The sequence below is a fragment of the Bradyrhizobium sp. SRS-191 genome, assembly GCF_024586915.1.
In the GTDB taxonomy this organism is placed as follows: domain Bacteria; phylum Pseudomonadota; class Alphaproteobacteria; order Rhizobiales; family Xanthobacteraceae; genus Bradyrhizobium.
Genome location: NZ_JANBVS010000021.1, coordinates 73,041 through 93,461 on the forward strand (window position 1 = coordinate 73,041; position 20,421 = coordinate 93,461).

The 20,421-nt window shown below is 66.6% G+C and carries 16 protein-coding genes; 13 read left to right on the forward strand and 3 right to left on the reverse strand.

Annotation, left to right across the window (positions count from 1 at the left end; all coding sequences use genetic code 11):
• The first annotated feature begins 36 nt into the window (after positions 1–36).
• From NLR35_RS28810 to NLR35_RS28830, 5 genes are all read left to right on the forward strand, one after another.
• Positions 37–1,656, forward strand: a complete 1,620-nt coding sequence (locus NLR35_RS28810; RefSeq protein ID WP_257169924.1) for an ABC transporter substrate-binding protein — start codon at positions 37–39, stop codon at positions 1,654–1,656.
• Positions 1,657–1,864: 208 nt separating this feature from the next.
• Positions 1,865–2,896 carry an ABC transporter permease gene (locus tag NLR35_RS28815; protein ID WP_257169925.1) on the forward strand — a complete coding sequence of 344 codons (1,032 nt, stop codon included), beginning with the start codon at positions 1,865–1,867 and terminating at the stop codon, positions 2,894–2,896.
• 2 nt (positions 2,897–2,898) lie between these two features.
• On the forward strand, positions 2,899–3,759 hold the full coding sequence (locus tag NLR35_RS28820; RefSeq protein ID WP_257169926.1) for an ABC transporter permease: 861 nt from the start codon (positions 2,899–2,901) through the stop codon (positions 3,757–3,759).
• Entirely contained in the window at positions 3,756–5,438 is a 1,683-nt protein-coding gene (gene nikE, locus NLR35_RS28825) for an ABC transporter ATP-binding protein (RefSeq protein ID WP_257169927.1), read from the forward strand. The genes NLR35_RS28820 and nikE overlap by 4 nt, the downstream gene beginning before the upstream one ends.
• A 342-nt stretch (positions 5,439–5,780) precedes the next feature.
• Complete coding sequence (locus tag NLR35_RS28830) at positions 5,781–7,196, forward strand: FAD-binding oxidoreductase (protein ID WP_257169928.1); 1,416 nt, start codon at positions 5,781–5,783, stop codon at positions 7,194–7,196.
• 15 nt (positions 7,197–7,211) lie between these two features.
• Here NLR35_RS28830 and NLR35_RS28835 read toward each other — a convergent pair whose 3' ends face one another.
• The 3 genes from NLR35_RS28835 to NLR35_RS28845 all read right to left on the reverse strand — a co-directional run bounded on the left by NLR35_RS28835 (position 7,212) and on the right by NLR35_RS28845 (position 11,279).
• Complete coding sequence (locus NLR35_RS28835) at positions 7,212–8,588, reverse strand: sugar porter family MFS transporter (RefSeq protein WP_257169929.1); 1,377 nt, start codon at positions 8,586–8,588, stop codon at positions 7,212–7,214.
• A gap of 162 nt (positions 8,589–8,750) precedes the next feature.
• Positions 8,751–10,232: a mannitol dehydrogenase family protein gene (locus NLR35_RS28840; RefSeq protein WP_257169930.1), complete on the reverse strand. Its 1,482-nt coding sequence runs from the start codon at positions 10,230–10,232 to the stop codon at positions 8,751–8,753.
• 9 nt (positions 10,233–10,241) lie between these two features.
• Complete coding sequence (locus tag NLR35_RS28845) at positions 10,242–11,279, reverse strand: Zn-dependent oxidoreductase (protein WP_306577777.1); 1,038 nt, start codon at positions 11,277–11,279, stop codon at positions 10,242–10,244.
• Positions 11,280–11,425: 146 nt separating this feature from the next.
• Here NLR35_RS28845 and NLR35_RS28850 point away from each other — a divergent pair, with 146 nt between their 5' ends.
• The 8 genes from NLR35_RS28850 (at position 11,426) to ytfQ (ending at position 20,366) form a co-directional block, all read left to right on the forward strand.
• The gene (locus tag NLR35_RS28850; protein WP_257169931.1) at positions 11,426–12,442 is read left to right on the forward strand and encodes a TRAP transporter substrate-binding protein; all 1,017 of its coding nucleotides are present in this window, start codon (positions 11,426–11,428) and stop codon (positions 12,440–12,442) included.
• Positions 12,443–12,659: 217 nt separating this feature from the next.
• The gene (locus NLR35_RS28855) at positions 12,660–14,522 is read left to right on the forward strand and encodes a TRAP transporter large permease subunit (RefSeq protein ID WP_257169932.1); all 1,863 of its coding nucleotides are present in this window, start codon (positions 12,660–12,662) and stop codon (positions 14,520–14,522) included.
• A gap of 18 nt (positions 14,523–14,540) precedes the next feature.
• A complete protein-coding gene (locus NLR35_RS28860; RefSeq protein WP_257169933.1) occupies positions 14,541–15,266 on the forward strand; it encodes a GntR family transcriptional regulator in 726 nt (241 codons plus the stop codon).
• Between the two features lie 34 nt (positions 15,267–15,300).
• Positions 15,301–16,497, forward strand: coding sequence for a mannonate dehydratase (gene uxuA / locus NLR35_RS28865; RefSeq protein ID WP_257169934.1), 1,197 nt, complete (start codon positions 15,301–15,303; stop codon positions 16,495–16,497).
• A 52-nt stretch (positions 16,498–16,549) separates the two neighbouring features.
• A complete protein-coding gene (locus NLR35_RS28870; RefSeq protein WP_257169935.1) occupies positions 16,550–17,581 on the forward strand; it encodes an L-idonate 5-dehydrogenase in 1,032 nt (343 codons plus the stop codon).
• Positions 17,582–17,627: 46 nt separating this feature from the next.
• On the forward strand, positions 17,628–18,524 hold the full coding sequence (locus tag NLR35_RS28875) for a sugar kinase (RefSeq protein ID WP_374940870.1): 897 nt from the start codon (positions 17,628–17,630) through the stop codon (positions 18,522–18,524).
• Entirely contained in the window at positions 18,521–19,165 is a 645-nt protein-coding gene (gene eda / locus NLR35_RS28880; protein ID WP_257169937.1) for a bifunctional 4-hydroxy-2-oxoglutarate aldolase/2-dehydro-3-deoxy-phosphogluconate aldolase, read from the forward strand. Before NLR35_RS28875 ends, eda begins: the two co-directional genes overlap by 4 nt.
• A gap of 235 nt (positions 19,166–19,400) precedes the next feature.
• Positions 19,401–20,366, forward strand: a complete 966-nt coding sequence (ytfQ, locus tag NLR35_RS28885) for a galactofuranose ABC transporter, galactofuranose-binding protein YtfQ (RefSeq protein ID WP_257169938.1) — start codon at positions 19,401–19,403, stop codon at positions 20,364–20,366.
• Positions 20,367–20,421: the final 55 nt, after the last annotated feature.

Below are 20,421 nucleotides of genomic sequence, written 5' to 3' on the forward strand. Positions count from 1 at the left end.
GTCCCGGATTTTGAGACTGATGAGGGAACAAGGGCGATGAGTTTCGAAATGTCCAAACGTTCGTTGTTCGCGGCGACCGCGTTGCTCGCGGTGACACTGGCGGTGCCGTCGGCGCATGCGCAGAGCCGCGCGGAGACGCTGCGCTACGTCACCGGCGCGACCGTCAACACGCTCGATCCGAACATTCCGGGCTCGACCCGCGAAGCCTTCGCGCTGTCGATGTCGAGCTATGACCGCCTGGTGTCGTTCGGCCGCAAGCAGCTCAATGGTAAGTGGGTGTTCGATCTCGACACGATCACCGGCGAGCTCGCCGAATCCTATTCTGTGAGTGCTGATGGCCTGAAGATCACCTTCAAGCTGCGTTCCGACGCCAAGTTCCAGGACGGCTCGCCGGTCACCGCCGAGGACGTCAAATGGTCGCTCGACCGCTGCGTCACCGCGCCGATCCTCGGCAAGGCGCAGCTGCTGACGGGCTCGCTGACCTCGGCCGATCAGTTCAAGGTCATCGATCCGCTGACGATCGAAGTGACGCTGCCGAAGCCGGACAAGCTGGCGTTGCCGAACCTCGCGACCGTCTATCCGATCATCATCAACTCCAAGCTCGCCAAGGCGCATGCGACGGCTGAAGATCCGTGGGCGCTGAACTGGACCAAGGAGAACGCTGCCGGCAGCGGCGCCTACATCGTCGAGACCTTCAAGCCCGGCGAGCAGGTGATCGCCAAGCGCAACGACGCCTGGAACCGCGGTACGCCGGATAAGCCCGCGGCGTTCAAGCGGCTGATCATCCAGTCGGTGCCGGAGCCGGCGACGCGCGCCAACCTGGTCGAGCGCGGAGACGCCGATCTCGTGATCGACCTGCAGGCCAGCGACGTGCAGTCGCTGGAGGGCAAGGGCAAGCTGAAGGTGATCTCGACGCCGCAGTACAATGCGGTGACCTTCATCTCGATGAACAACACCATTCCGCCGTTCGACAACGTCAATGTGCGCCGCGCGATCGCCTATGCGCTGCCCTATGACGACATGTTCAAGGCGGCGTTGTTCAGCCGCGGCGCGCCGCTGTATGGCGCGACCTGGGCCGACGGCAAGCCGCCGAGCGGCGGCTATCCGATCCCGCAGCCGATCAAGCTCGATCTGGAGAAGGCCAAGGCCTATCTGAAGGACGCCGGCATGCCTGACGGCTTCTCAACCACCTTCAGCTTCAATGTCGGCCAGGCCGCGACCGCCGAGCCGATGGCGGCGCTGGTCAAGGAGTCGCTGGGCAAGATCGGCATCAAGGTCGACATCCAGAAGCTGCCGGACGCGCAGATGTCGACTGCGATCAACGAGAAGAAGCTGCCGTTCTTCATCGAAGGCATCGTCGCCTGGTTGCCGTCGACCGACTACTTCTACCGCAACTTCTACACCGGCAAGCAGCGCTGGAACTACTCCTCGACCGACAATGCCGAGCTGGAGAAGATCGCGCAGGAGGCGCGCTTCGAGGCCGACAAGGCGAAGTATGAGGAAGAGGGCAAGGCGCTCAACGCGATCCATTTCGACCAGATGTTCCAGATCCCGATCTGGCAGGCGGCGCAGGACGCGGTGATGCAGCCGACGGTGGACGGCTACGTCTACCAGTTCACCCGGCAGGTCGATTATCGTAACCTGAGCCGCAAGTAAGGACGACTGGCTCTGCTCCGGATCGTCATGGCCGGGCTTGTCCCGGCCATCCATGCGGTTCGCAGGCTTGGAGAGACGTGGATGCCCGGGACGAGCCCGAGCATGACGGAGTGACAAACCACGACTGGACCGGGGTCGTGAGAGGTTTGGATCGCGGCAGGCGCTGCGGTTCAATTGATAGTTGATCGGGTTAGGAGAACCAAGCGACATGGGCACGATCGGCGCAACTCTGCTGCGGGCGGGACGACGCTTCGTCTCGTCGCTGCCGGCGCTGTTCGGCGTCCTGGTTTTCACTTTCCTGTTGATGCGCGTGCTGCCGGGCGATCCGGCCGTGTTCTTCGCCTCCGGCCCGAATGCCGGCAAGGAGGAGATCGAGGTCATCCGCCGGCAGCTCGGGCTCGACAAGCCGCTGCCGAACCAGCTGGTGATCTATCTGACCGACGTCGCCCGCGGCAATCTCGGCCGCTCGATGATGACAGGGCAGGCGGTCGCCAAGGATCTCAAGGAGCGCCTGCCGGCGTCGCTGGAACTGACCTTGACCGCGCTGCTGATCGCGCTGGTCTCAGCCGTGCCGCTCGGCGTCATCGCCGCGCTCAGGCCGGGCTCGCTGGTTGATCACGGTGTACGGCTGTTCTGCTCGCTCGGCGTCTGCGTGCCGACCTTCGTTTCGGGCCTGCTGCTGATCTACGTGTTCTACTATCTGTTCGGCCTGGCACCCGACCCCACGGGCCGCATCGACATCTTTGCGAGCCTGCCGCCGCAGCGGACCGGTTTCCTGATCATCGACTTCCTGCTCGCCGGCGATGTCGAGGGCTGGTGGGCGGCGGCGCGGCAGCTGATGCTGCCGGCCGTCACGATGGCGCTGTTCGTGATCGCGCCGCTGGCGCGCATCACCCGCGCCTCGATGCTGGTCTCGCTCGGCAGCGATTTCGTCCGCACCGCGCGATCCGTCGGGCTGTCGTGGTGGCGCATCGTCGTCACCTATGCCCTGCGGAACGCGATCCTCCCCGTGATCACCATCGCCGGGATCGTGTTCTCGACCATGCTGGGCGCGAACGTGCTGGTCGAGAAGGTGTTCTCCTGGCCCGGCGTCGCGTCCTACGCGCTCGATGCGCTGCTGGTCTCCGACTACGCGCCGGTGCAGGGTTTCGTGCTGCTGATGGCGACGATCTTCGTGATCGTCAATCTCCTGGTCGATGTGCTCTATGGCATCGCCGATCCCCGCGCGACGGTGGCGTGAGCATGAGCACGATCGAGACGTCATCGACCTTGCGCCACACCGCCTTCGTGCTGCGCGGCAACCCCGTCACCGCCATTGCAGCGGCCCTCGCGCTGCTGCTGGCGCTGATGGCCATCTTTGCGCCGTGGCTCGCGCCTTACGACCCCATTGCGTCCGAGGTCTCTGCGGCGTTGCAGCCGCCGAGCGCAGCGCACTGGTTCGGCACCGACCAGCTCGGCCGTGACGTGCTGAGCCGTCTCATCGTCGCCAGCCGGCTCGATCTGACGATCGCTGTGACCGCGGTCGCCGTGTCCTTTGCGCTTGGCTCGATCGTTGGCGCGCTGTGCGGCTATGCCGGCGGCCGGCTCGACAAGGCGGTCGGCCGCTTCGTCGACGTGCTGATGGCGTTTCCGCTGTTCGTGCTGGCGATGGCGATGGTCGCCGCGCTCGGCAACCGCGTCGAGAACATCGTGATCGCGACCGCGATCATCAATCTGCCGTTCTACATCCGCTTCGCGCGTGCCGAGGTCAACATCCGCCGCAACCTCGGCTGGGTCGAGGCCGCGCGCGCCTGCGGCGAGAGCCACGTGGCCGTGGTACTGCGCTTCCTGCTTCCGAACGTGCTGCCGGCGATGGCGGTGCAGATGTCGCTCAATCTGGGCTGGGCGATCCTCAATGCCGCGGGCCTCTCCTTCATCGGTCTCGGCGTCAAGCCGCCGACGCCGGAATGGGGCATCATGGTCGCCGAGGGCGCGCGCTTCATCTCGACGGGACGCTGGTGGCTGGTGGCGTTCCCGGGCTTGGCGCTGATGAGCGCGGTGCTGTGCTTCAACCTGCTGGGCGACGGACTGCGCGACATCCTGGATCCGAGGATGAGAACGTGATCGGATCTGATAACTCCAAGCCGCTGCTCGAGGTCGAGAACCTCAAGGTCACCTTCTCCACGCGCCGCGGCTTGGTCGAGGCCGTGCGCGGCGTGTCGCTGTCGCTGCAGCCGGGCGAGATGCTCGGCCTCGTCGGCGAGAGCGGCTCCGGCAAGTCGGTCACCGGCTTTGCCATCACCCATCTGCTGGACAAGGCCGGCCGCATCGCCGACGGTGCTATCCGCTTCAAGGGCCAGGACATCACCCGCGCCGGCGGCGCCGATCTGCGCAGCCTGCATGGGGCTGCGATGTCGATGATCTTCCAGAACCCGCGCGCGGCGTTGAACCCGATCCGCACCATCGGCCAGCAGGTCGCGGACGCGATCCTCGCGCATCGAAGGCTGTCGCGGCAGGAAGCTCAGGCCGAGGCGCTGAACCTGCTCAAGGCCGTGCAGATCCGCGATCCCGAGCGGCGCATGAGCGCCTATCCGCACGAGCTCTCCGGCGGCATGTGCCAGCGGGTGATGATCGCGATCGCCATCTCCTGCAGCCCGCAGCTTCTCATCGCCGATGAGCCGACCACGGGACTCGACGTCACCACGCAGAAGGTGGTGATGGACCTGCTTGCCAAGATCGCGGCCGAGCGCGGCATGGCGACCATCCTGATCACGCATGATCTGGGTCTCGCCGCGCGCTATTGCGCGCGCGTGGTGGTGATGGAGCAGGGCCGGCTGGTCGAGGAGGCCGCGCCGCTGACCTTGTTCCACCGGCCGCAGCATCCCTACACCAAGCGGCTGGTCGCGGCGTCGCCGACCGCGACCTCGCGCATCGAGGACCTCGTGCCCGATGGCGACGGGATTCCGCTGATCGAGGTGACCGAGCTGCCGCCTCCGCCGCACGGCACGCCGCTGCTGCTCGACGTCAAGAACATCGTCAAGCGTTTCGACGACGGCACCATCGGCGTGGCCGACTTCTCGATGACGATGCGCGGCGGCGAGAGCGTTGGCCTGGTCGGCGAGAGCGGCTCCGGCAAGAGCACGACCTCGCGGATGATCTGCCGGCTGCTCGACCCGAGCGAGGGCGAGATCCTGTTCGACGGTCAGTCGATCGGCGGCATTCCGGCGCGGGACTTCCACCGCTCCGAGCTGCGCAAGGACATCCAGATCGTCTTCCAGGATCCGAACGACAGCCTCAACCCGCGCTATACGGCGTTCGATTGCATCGCGCATCCGCTGTATCGGTTGATGAACATGCGCTCGGGCGACACGATGCGCCAGCGGGTCGAGGAATGCGCCGAGCGCGTCGGCCTGCCGCGCGAGCTGCTGTCGCGCTTTCCGCATCAGCTCTCCGGCGGGCAGAAGGCCCGCGTCGGCATCGCCAGGGCCATCGCCTGCAAGCCACGGCTGCTGGTGCTGGACGAGCCGACGGCCGCGCTCGATGTCTCCGTCCAGGCGGTGGTGCTGCAGCTCCTCAACAAGCTCAGGCGCGAGGACAATCTCGCCTTCCTGTTCGTCAGCCACGATCTCAACGTCGTGCGCATGATGTGCGACCGCACCATCGTGCTGCGCACCGGGGCCATCGTCGAGCAGGGCGAGAGCCGGGCGCTGTTCGCCAATCCGCAGACCGACTACACCCGCGAGCTGGTCGACGCGGTCCCGCACATCGCCCCGCCGATGGCGCTTCAGGTTTGTACTGTGTGACGAGGACGCGGAAAAGTTGGCGTGTCCTCCACCGTCCTTCGAGACGCCCGCCTGCGGCGGGCTCCTCAGGACGAGGCCGGTTTTGGACGCACGAGTCCAACTCCTCTCCACGAACACGCCTCTCGGCGTGTTCATGGTCGGTGTGCAGGACCCCCTTGGGTGCCAACTCCTCATGGTGAGGAGCGCCGCGTGCGGCGCGTCTCGAACCATGAGGCCCAGCTGTCGCCACCCATAACAATCGATTATGGACGGCGGATAACTTGGTATTGGGGCCGATGCCGCCCATCCTGTTAGTTTGCGGGCATCGCAAAACGATCTCCGACAAAGGTCCCCTCGCGCGTCATGACGAAGCTGATCACCACGTTGCAGGGCATTGTCGGTGCCTCTCATGTCCTGACCGCGCCGGAGGATCAGACGAGCTATCTGCGTGACTGGCTCGGCAAGTATCACGGTGCGGCCCTTGCGGTGGTGCGCCCGGGCTCGACGGACGAGGTCGCATCCGTGATGGCAGCCTGCGCCGAGGCGCGCGTCGCCGTGGTGCCCCAGGGCGGTCATACCAGCCTGTCGGGCGGCGCCACGCCGGATACGAGCGGGAGCGCGATCGTGCTGTCGCTGTCGCGGATGAACAGGATTCGCGCGGTCGATGCGATCGGACAAACCATCGTTGTCGACGCGGGTGTCGTGCTGGCCAAGGTGCAGGATGCGGCGCGCGAGGCGGGCCTGTTCTTTCCGCTCAGCCTGGGGTCCGAGGGCAGTTGCACGGTCGGCGGCAACCTCGCGGCCAATGCCGGCGGCGTGGCCGTGCTGCGCTATGGCGTGATGCGCGAGCTGACGCTCGGAATCGAGGTGGTGCTGCCGGACGGCCGCATCTGGGACGGCCTGCGCGCCTTGCGCAAGGACAACACCGGCTATGCGCTGCGCGATCTCTTCATCAGTTCGGAAGGGACGCTCGGCATCATCACGGGCGCGGTGCTGAAGCTGTTCCCGCAGCCGACCGCCCGCGCCACCGCCTTCGTTGCTGTGGCGGACGCGGCTGCCGCGCTGAAGCTGCTGCAGCGGTCGCGCGCCCGTTGCGGCGATCGCCTCACCGCGTTCGAATTCCTGACCGCGACGACGCTCGAGATGATCACGCGGCAGATCCCGGATGCGCGGCTGCCGTTCGCAGGCCTGCCCGAGGCGGCCGTGCTGATCGAGCTCAGCGATATCGGTGAGGAGGCCGCGCTGATGGCGCGACTCGAGACCACGCTGACCGACGCCATGACGGAGGGGCTCGTCGCCGACGCCGTCGTCGCGCAGGACGGCACGCAGGCGAAGGCGTTCTGGCGCGTGCGCGAGAGCGTCTCGGAGGCGCTGGTGCGTGAGGGCAAGGCGCTGAAGCACGACATTTCGGTGCCCGTCGCCGAGATCGCCGATTTCGTCGCAATCATGGACGCGGCAGTCCGCGCTGCGCTCCCTGGCATCCGCCCCATGGTGTTCGGTCATCTCGGCGACGGCAATCTGCACTATAACCTGATGCGCCCGCTCGACATGAGCGAGGCCGAATTCTACGAATGCGGCCCGCGCATCACCCGCCTCGTCCACGACGAGATCACCCGCCGCCGTGGCTCCATCAGTGCCGAGCATGGCATCGGCCAACTCCGGACCGCCGAGATGCCGCTGTGCAAGCCGCCGCTCGAGCTGGAGCTGATGCGTCAGCTCAAGCGCACGCTCGATCCGCACGGGCTGATGAACCCGGGCAAGCTGCTGCCAAACGTGTAGTTCAGCCTCGCGGTCTCAGTCCGCCTCGTAGCCATACACCTCCGGCAGGATGAAGATCGCGGCGAGCAGGCCGGCCAGCGGAAAGATCGCGACGAACAGCGTGGCGTTGGCCTGGCCGATCGCGGTGAACAACGCCGGGAACAGGAAGATCGCCAGGAACGATGGCAGCTTCACGAACATGTAGGCGAAGCCGCTTGCGGTGCCGCGATAGCGTGGGCGCGCCACCATGGTCGGGATCGTCATGCAATTCGAGGCGTCCCAATAGTGGCCCCACAGCATGGCGGCGGCCGCGAACGGCAGGATGATGGTGTGGCCGGTGTAGAGTGCGCCGGCGGCCACGATCAGGGACACCAGCACGATGGAAAAACCTGCGATGCCGATGCCGCGGTGGCCGATTTTTGGCGTCAGCAGCGGCCCAACCCAGCCTGAGACAGCGGCAAGGCAGAACAGCGCCATGGTGACCAGGTTGTTGCCGAGCGTGGTGGAGACACCGACCATGGTGAACAGCACGGGCAGATAGAAGCCGAAGGTCGCGAATTCGGCGCCTTGCGCGAAGCAGGCGATCCAGCCGTAGATCGTCGCGCGCCAGCGGATCGGATCCTTGCGCAGGTCCGAGAGGAAGTCCCAGGTGCTGGGCTTCTCCACCGCCATGTCCTGGTTCGGCAGCATCGCGAGCTCGTCATTGTACATCTGCCGCGCGACTTCCTTGGCTTCGCGGAAGCGGCCGTGCTGCACCAGCCAGACGGCGGTCTCCGGCACGTCGTGGCGCAGGAACAGGATGATCAGCGCCGGGACCGCGCCGAGGCCGAGGGTGACGCGCCAGACCGTCTCATGGTTGATGTTGGCGACGAGGAAGAGCGCGATGACGCCGAGCGTCAGCACTTCACCCACGGCGAACATGAACTGCCAGCGATTGCCCATGACCTCGCGCTGGCCCTTGGCCATCGACTCCATGATATAGGTGTAGCCGGTGGAGATGTCGCTGCCGAGCGGCAGGCCGAGCAGGAAGCGCACGACGATCAGCCAGGCGACGTTCGGAACGAAGGCCTGGGCGACCGCGAGGACGACGAACATCGTCATCGTGCCCAAGAACATCCACCGCCGTCCAATCTTGTCGGACAGCCAGCCGCCGAGCAGGGCGCCGATCAGGGCGCCGCCCTGCGTGCCGGCCGCGGCGAGGCCAAGCTCCAGCGGGCCGGGATTGAACTGCTCCTTGATGAAGATCAGCACGAACGCGATCGAATAGAGGTCCCAGGCCTCGACCAGGATGGAGGCCATCATCAGCCAGCCGACGCGGTTGCCCTTGGGGCTGTAGTTCTGGACGAGATAGCGCACGGCGTTGTCGATCGAGGCGCGCTGAGGAGACAGCTCCGTCGCTGCTGCGAGGCTCATGGCGGGTCCTTTCGCGATCCGAACGATGAGGCGCGCCGGCGGCGTGCCGCAGCGATCACCGGTTCTGGTGTTCGGCATCTTGACGGCGGAAACCCGTCAAAGTTCCTTCAGCCCCGCCTGAAGATCCCCGCCTCGGCGAACGGGAACTCTCTCTGCACGAGATCAGCGCGCCGACCGGCGGCTCTGCATCACGGTCAGCCGTGTGCCTAGCTGGAAAAGCTGATCGAGCGCCGCCTCGACTGCGGCTGAGAAGCGCGGATCATTCGGCAAGTCGCTGCCGAACACTGACCTGAGCGACAGCAGCGCTGGCGCGAGGCGGCTCGCCACCGGGCCGGCGTCATCTGCCAGCGCACGCAGTTGCGCTGACAGTGGATCGCGCAGATCGATCGACCGGCCGTTTTCGTCGGTGCCGCTGACGTAGCGCATCCATCCGGCCACGGCGAGCGCGAGGCGGGAAATCGGCAGGCCGCGCGCGAGCCGGTCGCTGATGGTGCCGAGCAGGCGCTGCGGCAGCTTCTGCGAGCCGTCCATTGCGATCTGCGCCGTGCGGTGCTTCAGCGCCGGATTGCGAAAGCGCTGCAACAGCGCGGCGCGATAGGCTGCGACGTCGAAGCCGCCGAGGGCAGGCAGTGCCGACGTGACCTCCTCGCGCATCATGTCCTCGACGAGGCCCGCGAGATCGGGCTCGGCCATGGCGGCGGCGACGGTCTCGCAGCCCATGAGATAGCCGAGATAGGCCAGCGTCGAATGCGCGCCGTTGAGCAGCCGCAGCTTCATCAGTTCGAACGGCGCGACGTCCTGGACGAATTGGGCGCCGGCGACATCCCAGGCCGGACGGTCGCCGCCGAAATCGTCCTCGATGACCCATTGGCTGAACGGCTCGGTGACGACAGGCCATGCGTCCATGAGGCCGAGAGCGGCGCCGACATCGGCGCGGTCGGCGTCGGCGGTGGCGGGCACGATGCGGTCGACCATGGTCGAGGGGAAGCGGACGGTGTCCGTAATCCACGTGGCGAGATCGCGGTCCACCAACTCGGCAAAGGCGATCACGAGGCCGCGCAAGGTATGGCCGTTGGCAGGAAGGTTGTCACAGGCCAGCACGGCAAAGGGCGGCAGGCCCTGCTGGCGCCGCAGCCGCAGGCCGCCGACGATGAAGCCGAGCGTGCTGCCGGGATGCGTGAGGTTGGTGACGTCGTGACGTATGCCGGGATCGTCGGCGCGGAGCGCGCCGGTCGCGGGATCGTGGCCGTAGCCCTTCTCGGTCACGGTCGTCGAGACGATGCGCACGGCCGGATCAGCGAGACGCGCCAACAGGCCTGCGGGATTCTCCGGCGCCACGGCAAGGCCGGTGAGCGCGCCGATGATACGGCGCTGATCGGTTTCGCCGTCGCTCGCCGTCACGCTGTAGAGCCCGCCCTGCGGCTGCAGCGCGTCCCGGGTCTCGGGCGAACGCAGCGAGACGCCGAGAATGCCCCAGCGCGGATCGTGCTTCAGCAATGTATCGGTGTAGACCGCCTGATGGCCGCGATGGAACGCGCCGAGGCCGAGATGGACGATGCCGGTCGCGACCGCCTCGCGGTCGTAGTCCGGGATGCGAATGCCTGCTGGCAGGCGGGCGAGCGTGGCTGGGCTGAGGCGGTCCATGCGGGACGTCTAGAAGATCAGCTGCACTTTGCAGCATTCGGTTGGGTTGTGCTCGAACGTGTCGAACGCGGTGGCATAGGCATCGAGGCCGAAGCGGTGGGTGATCAGGCGTTCCGGCTGCAAGGTGCCGCTGGCGAACCAGTCGATCACCTTGGCGAACTTGCCGCTGTTCAGCCTGGAGGCGTGGATCGCGAGCTCCTTGGCGGTGACCTTCTGCTGCACGATCGTCGACGGCTCGGCGGAGAAGCCGAGCAGGCCGATGCGCGCGGCGGGCGAGGCGATCTCGATGGCCTCGGCAAGAATGGCGGGATGGCAGGCGGCATCGATGATCAGCGTTGGCCTGACGCCGGCGTCCGCGAGGGCCGCGGGCAGGGCGGTCGTGGCCGTGTTGATGACGACGTCGGCGCCGTTGTGCCGCGCCGCTTCGAGTCTCGTATCGATACGATCGGTGACGATCAGCTGCTTGACGCCATAGACGTGCTTGAGCACCTGGATCACCGTCAGCCCGATCGGGCCGGCGCCATAGACGAGTGCAACGTCGGAGGCGAACACGCGTGTGTGGTCGGTGATGTTGGCGGCGATCGAGAATGGCTCCACCAGCGGCGCCTTGTCGTCGTCGACGCTGTCGGGCAGCAGATGCGCATTCCCGGCCGGCACGCAGGCATATTCGGAGAAGCCGCCGTCGCGATGCACGCCGAGCACGGCAAGCTCGGCGCAGACGTTGGGCCGGCCGACCGAGCAGGGATAGCAGGTGCCGCAGGCGACGACAGGATCGACCACGACCCTTGCGCCGATCTTCGCGCTGACGCCGTCGCCGAGCTTGTCGATACGGCCGAAGAACTCATGGCCGATCACGCGCGGATAGCGCGCGAACGGGTTGCTGCCGTGCAGGATGTGGATGTCGGAGCCGCAGATTCCGGCACGCTCGACCTTGATGCGGACCTCGCCGGCGGCGGGTTCGGGGATCGCGCGGGTTTCGATCGACAGGCGGCCGGGCCGCTCTACCACCAGGCTCTTCACGCGTTCCTCCGTGTCTTCGAGGCTCATGTCGGCATTGAGCTGGCGTCGTATAGCAATGTCAAAACTTGGATACAAGTTATCTGTTGAAACATATTTTGGTATCCATTATAGGCCTTGAGGATAGGAATGACATACAAAAGGCTCCCAAGTGGGCCGGCAGGGGAGGTTTGCCAATGTCTTCAGCCACATCAATGTCCCGTCGCCGTTTCGTCGGCACCGCGCTGGCAGGCGCCTCGGCGCTCGCGTTCGGCCCCGCGCAGGCGCAATCGGCTAAATATCGCCTGCGCTACGGCACCGCGTTTCCTGCCACGCATCCCGGCGTCGTCCGCATCATCGAGGCGTCAGAGGTCATCAAGAAGCAGACCAATGGCTTGGTCGACCTGCAGGTCTATCCTAACAGCCAGCTCGGCAGTGAGCCCGACATGTTCTCGCAGGTGCGCTCCGGCGCGCTCGACTTCATGTCGACGTCGGGCGTGAACCAGACGGTGGTGCCGATCGGCGGCATCAATGCCGTCGCCTTCGCGTTCGAGAGCTACGATCAGGTGTGGTCGGCGATGGACGGTGATCTCGGCAATCACGTCCGCGGCGAATTCGCCAAGGTCGGCCTGCACGTGCTGCCGAAATGCCTCGACAACGGCTATCGCAACATCACGTCCGGTGCGAAGCCGATCGCCTCGCCTGACGACCTCAAGGGTTTCAAGATCCGCGTGCCCGGCAATCCCCTGTGGGTGACCCTGTTCAAGACGCTCGGCGCCGCGCCGACGCCGATCAATTTCGGCGAGCTCTATGCTGCGCTGCAGACCCGCATCGTCGACGGTCAGGAGAATCCGCTGGCGCTGATTCAGAGCGCCAAGCTCTACGAGGTGCAGAAGTACATCGCGCTGTCCGGCCACATCTGGGACGGCCACTACATCTTCGCCAACGCGACGCGCTGGGGTACCCTGCCGGCTGATGTCCGCGACGCCGTCACCGCGGCCTTGTCCGATGCCGCCGTCAAGGAGCGGCAGGACATCCAGAGCTTCAACGAGAAAGCGCAAGCCGAGATGCAGGGCGCCGGCGTCACCTTCAACAAGGTCGATACCAAGCCATTCCGCGACGCGCTGCGGACCGCCGGATTCTATACGGAATGGAAGACCAAGTTCGGTGCTGAGGCGTGGGGCCTGCTGGAGAAGTCGGTGGGGCAGCTCTGAGGTCACGCGCAGTCAGGCGCCGGGCGGCGGTGGTGGGAGTAGCTCACCGTCATTCCGGGGCAATCGCCGATGCGCGGTAGCGCATGGGCGATTGAACCCGGAATCCCGAGATTGTCGGGGACGGCTGCTAGGCAATGTCGAGATTCCGGGTTCAAGGCCTGCGGCCTTGCCCCGGAATGACGGGATGGGGTGACGAGAATGAGCCGGGGAGGCTACCATGGCCGTTGACATCACCGCGACGACCTCAGCGCCATCGCATGGCGCATTCGCGCGGTTCGATCATCTGCTCGGCCGCACGGTCGAGGCGGTCGCTGCCGCGCTGGTCGTTGCAGAGCTCGTTCTGCTCGGTGCCGCGACCGCCGCACGCTATCTCTTCAACGCGCCGCTGATCTGGTCGGACGAACTCGCCACCGTGCTGTTCGTCTGGTTGGCCATGCTCGGCGCGGTCGTGGCCTTGCGCCGCTCCGAGCACATGCGGCTGACCGCCTTCGTGCGCAACCTGTCGCCGGCGTGGCGCGCGCGCACCGATGCGCTCGGCCTGATGCTGGTCTGCACCGTGCTGGTCGCACTGGTGATGCCGTCCTGGCATCATCTCGACAGCCATCTGATCGCCAAGATGCCGGTGCTCGAGATCAGCGAAGGTTATCGCGAGGCGGCGATGCTGGTCGGCGTGCTGCTGATGCTGCTCACGGCGGTCGACCGGCTGATCCAGCAGGCGAGCCTGCCGCAGATCATCGGCGCGCTGGCGCTGGTGCTCGCCGGGGCAGGGGCATTGTATGCGGCCGCGCCGGTGCTGGAGGATCTCGGCAACATCAACCTGTTCATTTTCTTCTTCGTGCTGGTCGCAAGCGCCATGGTGATCGGCACGCCGATCGCCTTCACCTTCCTGCTCGCCACCGTCGCTTACCTGCATTTCAGCACCACGGTGCCGGTGCTGATCGTACCCGGCCGGGTGAGCGAGGGCATGTCTCACATGGTGCTGCTGGCGGTGCCGATGTTCGTGCTGTTGGGCGCGCTGATCGAGATCGCAGGCCTGGCGCGCGCCATGATCCTGTTCCTGGTCTCGCTGATCGGCCATCTCCGCGGCGGCCTACAATATGTGCTGCTCGGCGCGATGTACCTGGTCTCCGGCATCTCCGGCGCCAAGGCGGCCGACATGGCGGCAGTCGCGCCGGCGCTGTTTCCGGAGATGAAGCAGCGCGGCAGCCGCGAGGGCGATCTGGTCTCGCTGTTGTCGGCCTCGGCCGTGATGTCGGAGACGATCCCGCCTTCGATCGTGCTGATCACGGTGGGCTCGGTGACGGGCGTCTCGATCGCCGCCTTATTCACCGGCGGATTGCTGCCGGCGGTCGTCGGCCTGCTCGCGCTCTCCGTCGTGGTCTACCTGCAGACGCGCAAGGAAGACATGAGCGGTGCGCAGCGGTTCGACGCCAAGACGCGGCTGAAGCTGTTCGCCGTCTCGATTCCCGGGCTGGGTCTGCCGATCGTGATCCGCTCGGCGGTCGTCGAGGGCGTCGCCACCGCGACGGAGGTCGCCGCGATCGGCGTGATCTACACCGTGCTGGTCGGCATCTTCGTCTACCGCCAGTTCGACTGGAAACGTGTCTACCCGATCCTGGTCGACACGGCTTCGCTGTCCGGCGCGATCCTGCTCGTCGTCGGCGCCGCCACCGGCATGGCCTGGGCGCTGACCCAGTCCGGCTTCTCGCAACAGCTCGTCGACCTCATGGTTGCCGTGCCCGGCGGCCGCTGGGGTTTTCTGCTGATCTCGGCGTTGGCCTTCGTGGTGCTCGGCAGCGTGCTCGAAGGCGTGCCGGCGGTGGTGCTGTTCGGGCCGCTGCTGTTTCCGATCGCGCGCATGATGGGCGTGCACGAGGTGCACTACGCCATCATCGCGGTGTTCGCGATGGGGCTCGGCCTGTTCACGCCGCCGTTCGGCGTCGGCTTCTACCTCGCCTGCGCGATCGGCCGCGCCTCGCCCGACGAGGTCATCCGCCACGTCTGGCCGCATCTCGCCGCGCTGCTGGTGGCGCTGCTGCTGATCGTGTTCCTGCCGTGGATCTCGATCGGCTTCCTGTGAATCGGATAGACTGCCGCCATGGATGACGATCAGACACCGCTGACGCGACTGGACGGCAAGGCCGGGCGGCGGCTCGCCGACCAGGTCTATGAGCGCCTGCTCGAGGACATCGTCTCCGGCGCGCTGCCGCCGGGCACGCCGATGGCCGAGCTCGATTTGTGCGAGCGGCTCGGCGTCAGCCGCACCCCCGTGCGCGAGGCGCTGATCAAGCTCGCCGATGTCGATCTCGTGCGCATCTATCCGCAGAGCGGCAGCGTCGTCGCGCCGGTGTCGCGCGAGGCGTTCGGTGAGGCGCAGTTCATCCGCGAGCATCTCGAATGCGCGCTGGTCGCAGAGGCCGTGCGCTACATGGATGCGACGTCGCTGCGCGAGCTGACCGAACTGATCGAGAAGCAGAAGGCGGCGGCCACGCCGGCGGAGTTCTACGCCCATGACGAGGCGTTCCACCAGACCATCGCCCGCACCAGCCGGCATCCCCATGTCTGGCAGGTGATCCGCCAGACCAAGATTCATTTCGACCGCGTCCGTCATCTCACGCTGATTGAGGACGCCGGCCATATTCCGCTCCTGATTGCGCAGCATCAGGAGATCCTGGACGGGCTCGCGGCCTGTAACGAGGCCCAGGCCGTCGCGGCAATGCGGCGGCATCTGCGCGAGGTGTTCCGCCGCGCCGACGGCATCTTTGCGCGTCAGGAAGAGATGGCGCAGGCGGAGCCGCGCACGCGCGCACGGCGGCGGCGCTGATCGCGCCAGCATTCAGTTTGGAGAGGTCGACGACATGGAACAGACGTGGCGCTGGTTCGGGCCCGAAGATCCCATCACTCTGCCGCAGGTCCGCCAGACCGGCGCCACCGGGATCGTCACGGCGCTGCATCAGATTCCCTATGGCGTGGTGTGGAGCAAAGACGAGATCATCAAGCGCATCGGGATGATCGAAGGCGATTCATCGCTGCGGCTGCGCTGGAGTGTGGTCGAGAGTCTTCCCGTCTCCGAGGCGATCAAGCTCGGCGAGGGCGATCTCACCGAGCTGTTCGACAACTACCGGCAGTCGCTGCGCAACCTCGCGGCCTGCGGCGTCACCACCGTCTGCTACAATTTCATGGCGGTGCTGGACTGGACCCGGACCGAGCTCGCCTTTCGACTTCCGAGCGGCGCCACGGCGCTGCGCTTCGATCTCGACCGCTTTGCCGCCTTCGACTGTTACATCCTGCGGCGCCCCGGCGCCGAGGCGGAGTTCTCCGCCGACGTCCTCGAGCGCGCCAAGGCCTGGGTGGCGCAGGCTTCCGAATCCGACAAGGACCGTCTGCTCGCGACCATCATGGCGGGCCTGCCCGGCGCCTACGACCGCTACGACGTGCCCGGCCTGCGCCGGATGCTGGAGAGATATCGCGGCATCGGCCACGCCGAGCTGCGCGCCAACTACGCGCGCTTCCTGCGCGAGGTGGTGCCGACGGCGGAGGAGTGCGGCGTCAGCCTGTGCGTGCACCCGGACGACCCGCCGCGCGATCTGTTCGGCCTGCCGCGCGTGGTGTCGTCGGCCGATGATCTGCAGTTCATCGTCGATGCCGTGCCGTCGAAGGCCAATGGCATCACCTTCTGCACCGGCGCGCTCGGCGCCGGCGGCCAGAACAACGTGCCGGCCATGGCCGAGCGCTTCGCGCGGCACATCCGCTTCGTGCACCTGCGCAACGTGACGAAGATGCTCGACGGCTCGTTCATGGAGGCGGAGCATCTGCGCGGCGATGTCGACATGGTTAACGTGGTCACAACGCTGCTCAAGGAGCAGGCGCGCCGCAAAGCCGAGGGCGAGCCGGATTGGCGCATCCCGTTCCGGCCCGATCACGGCCATGAGCTGGCCGACGATATCGGCCGCGGCACTCATCCCGGCTATCCGCTGGTGGGCCGGCTCAAGGGCCTCGCCGAGATCCGCGGCGTGATGACGGCGGTTGCGGCGATCAACCGCTTGCCGGTCTGATCGCGTCGTGATCTAGGATCGACCGACAAGACCAGACAGGGAGAACCGGCCGATGCGTGCCGTCGTGATTCACGCGCCCAAGGACCTGCGCATCGACAGCTTCCCCGATCCGGCGCCGGGCGCCGGCGAGGTCCGTGTCAAGATCGCGGCAGGCGGCATCTGCGGTTCGGACCTGCATTACTATCATCATGGCGGCTTCGGCACGGTGCGGATCAAGCAGCCGATGGCGCTCGGTCACGAGATTGCCGGCGTGGTCGCCGCGGTCGGCGCCGGCGTGACCGGCCTCTCCGAAGGCACCCGCGTCGCCGTCAATCCGAGCCTGCCCTGCGGTCACTGCGCCTATTGCCGCGAGGGCCTGCGCAACCAGTGTCTCGACATGCGCTTCATGGGGAGCGCGATGCGCGATCCTCATGTGCAGGGCGGCTTCCGCGAGTTCATCACCGTCGACGCCTCGCAGGCGGTGCCGATCGCGACGTCGCTGTCGCTTGGCGAGGCGGCGATGGCCGAGCCGCTGTCGGTGTGCCTGCACGCCGCGCATCAGGCTGGCTCCCTGCTCGGCAAGCGGGTGCTGGTGACCGGCTGCGGCCCGATCGGGGCGCTGTCGATCCTGGTTGCTCGCTATGGTGGCGCCGCCGAGATCGTGGCGACCGATGTGGCCGAGGCGCCGCTCGCGGTGGCGCGCAAGCTCGGCGCCAGCCATGCCTTCAATGTCGGTGCCGAGCCGGCCGCGCTCGACCCGTGGCGCGCGGGCAAGGGCACGTTCGACGTGTTGTTCGAGGCCTCGGGCAATCAGGCCGCTTTGCGGGCCGCGCTCGATGTCATGAGGCCGGGCGGCGTCATCGTCCAGCTCGGGCTCGGCGGCGAAATGACCCTGCCGCTCAACACGCTGGTCACGAAGGAGCTGCAATTGCGCGGCACCTTCCGGTTCGACCGTGAATTCGATCTGGCGGTGCGGCTGATGGGCGAGGGACTGCTCGACGTGAAGCCGCTGATCTCAGCCACGCTGCCGTTCCAGGAGGCAATTTCCGCCTTCGAGCTCGCCAGCGATCGAAGCCGCGCGATGAAGGTTCATTTGACGTTTTGATCGTGGGATTACGCCGATGAGAGTCGCCTGCATCGGAGAGTGCATGGTGGAGTTCGCGCAGGAGGAGGGCAGCCTGTTCAGGCGCGGCTTCGGCGGCGACACGCTCAACACGGCGCTCTATCTGTCCCGGCTCGGCGTGCCCACCTCCTATGTGACGGCCCTCGGCGACGATCCGCTGAGCGCGATGATGCTGGCGGCGTGGCGGGCGGAGGGCATCGACACCGCCGAGGTGCTGCAGGTCGAGGGCCGCGTGCCCGGCCTCTACATGATCGAGCGCGACGCCCGGGGGGAGCGCAGCTTCCTGTATTGGCGCGACCGCGCGCCGGCGCGCGAACTGTTCGACCGCGCCGATCGCGACATGCTCGACCGGCTGTCGCGCTTCGACTGGATCTATCTCTCCGGCATCAGCCTGTCGCTGTATGGCGAGACCGGCAAGGCCAAGCTGCGCGAGCTGCTCACGGTCGCCCGCAAGCGCGGGGCGCGCGTGGTGTTTGACGGCAACTACCGGCCGCGCGGCTGGGCGAGCCGGGAGGTGGCGCAGCGCGCGTTCCGCGCGATCCTGCCGCTGGTCGACATCGCGCTGCCGACGCTCGAGGACGAGCAGATGCTGTTCGGCGATGCCGATGCCTCGGTGTGCCTGCGGCGCTTCAAGGATGCCGGCGTCAATGAGGTCGTGGTCAAGCGCGGCCCGCGCGGCTGCCTGATCCATGCCGATGGCGTGCTGGTCGACATCGCGCCGCCGGCCGTGCTGCAGCCGATCGACACCACGGCGGCCGGCGATTCCTTCAATGCGGGTTATCTGGCCGCGCGGATCAAGGGCGCGCCGCCGCGCAAGGCGGCGCTGGCGGGCCATCGGTTGGCCGGCGCCGTCATCATGGCGCCGGGCGCCGTGATCCCGGCGACGGCGATGCCGCGGGACATTCTGGCACTGAGCGAGGCATGATGAGAAGTCTGGATAAGCGCGCGAAGCTCGATGCCGTGTTCGGGCTGGCGCCGGTCATCCCGGTGATCACGATCGATGACGCCACACAGGCCGTGCCGCTGGCGCAGGCGCTCGTCAGCGGCGGCCTGCGGGTCATCGAGATCACCTTGCGCACGCAGGCCGGGCTCGACGCAGCGCGCGCGATCATCAACGAGGTGCCCGACGCCGTCGTCGGCATCGGCACGGTGCTGACGCCGGCGGACTACGAGCGCGCCGCCAATCTCGGCGCTGCATTTGCGATCAGTCCGGGGATGTCGATTGGATTGCTGGACGCCGCCAACGCCGGCGAGCTGCCGTTCGCGCCGGGCATCCAGACGCCCTCGGACCTGATTGCCTGCGTGACGCGCGGCTATGAGTTGGTGAAGTTCTTCCCCGCGGTGCCGGCCGGTGGGCTCGCTGCGCTCGATGCGTTGGCAGGGCCGTTCCCGAACGTGCGCTTCTGTCCGACCGGCGGCATCAATGCCGGCAACGCCGCGCAATGGCTCGCGCACAAGAAGGTCGTCGCCATCGGCGGCTCCTGGGTGGCGCCCGCAGCCGACATCAAGGGCGGCGCCTGGGCTCTGATCGAGCAGCGTGCGCGCGAGGCTACGACGCTACGCTGAGGCGGCCCCTAATCCCCGCGAAGGGCGGATTTGCTGCACTGCGCTAGGGGCGGAGGCGAGGTCCATACACAGGCTTCGCAAAAAGTATTACAGTCAAATAATATGACTAGTCAGGCCGGAGGTTCCGTGGAATAACGGCCCCGTCAGCCGTCGCGGCTGGCGTGAACGGTGCGAAGACACCGCTATTAAGCGGCGCCGCATCTACAACAGAGACTCTTGTGGGAGAGAACGCCTGATGACCCTGAAAGCCCTTTTTGCGGCCTCGGCAACGGCCGCCTTGCTGCTTGCGACCTCCGCCAGCGCCGCTGAGCTGACCGTCGGCTTTTCGCAGATCGGATCCGAATCCGGCTGGCGCGCCGCCGAGACCTCGGTCTCGAAGTCGGAAGCCGCCAAGCGCAAGATCAACCTGAAGATCGCCGACGCGCAGCAGAAGCAGGAAAACCAGATCAAGGCGATCCGCTCCTTCATCGCCCAGAACGTCGACGCCATCTTCCTGGCGCCGGTCGTGGCCTCGGGCTGGGACGCCGTGCTGAAGGAAGCCAAGGAAGCCAAGATCCCGGTCGTGCTGCTCGATCGCGACATCGATCCCTCCGGCAAGGACCTCTATCTGACCGCCGTCACCTCCGACAGCGTGCATGAAGGCGCGGTTGCCGGCGAGTGGCTCGCCAAGACCGTGGCCGGCAAGGACTGCAACGTCGTCGAGCTGCAGGGCACGGTCGGCGCCAGCGTCGCCACCAACCGCAAGAAGGGCTTCGACTCCGTCGTCGCCAAGAACGCCAACCTGAAGGTCGTTCGCAGCCAGACCGGCGACTTCACCCGTGCCAAGGGCAAGGAAGTGATGGAGAGCTTCATCAAGGCCGAGAATGGCGGCAAGTCGATCTGCGCCGTCTACGCCCACAACGACGACATGATGGTCGGCGCGATCCAGGCGATGAAGGAAGCCGGCCTCAAGCCGGGCAAGGACATCCTGACCGTCTCGATCGACGCGGTGCCGGATATCTTCAAGGCGATCGCCGCCGGCGAGGCCAATGCGACCGTCGAGCTGACGCCGAACATGGCTGGCCCCGCATTCGATGCGATCGTCGCCTTCAAGGAGAAGGGCACGGTGCCGCCGAAGTGGATCCAAACCGAGTCGAAGCTCTACACGTCGGCCGACGAGCCGATGAAGGTCTACGACAGCAAGAAGGGTCTGGGCTACTGAGCCTCGCCTTCTGATACTGCCGTCGTCCTGGCCTGGTGCGCAATCGCGCACTTGG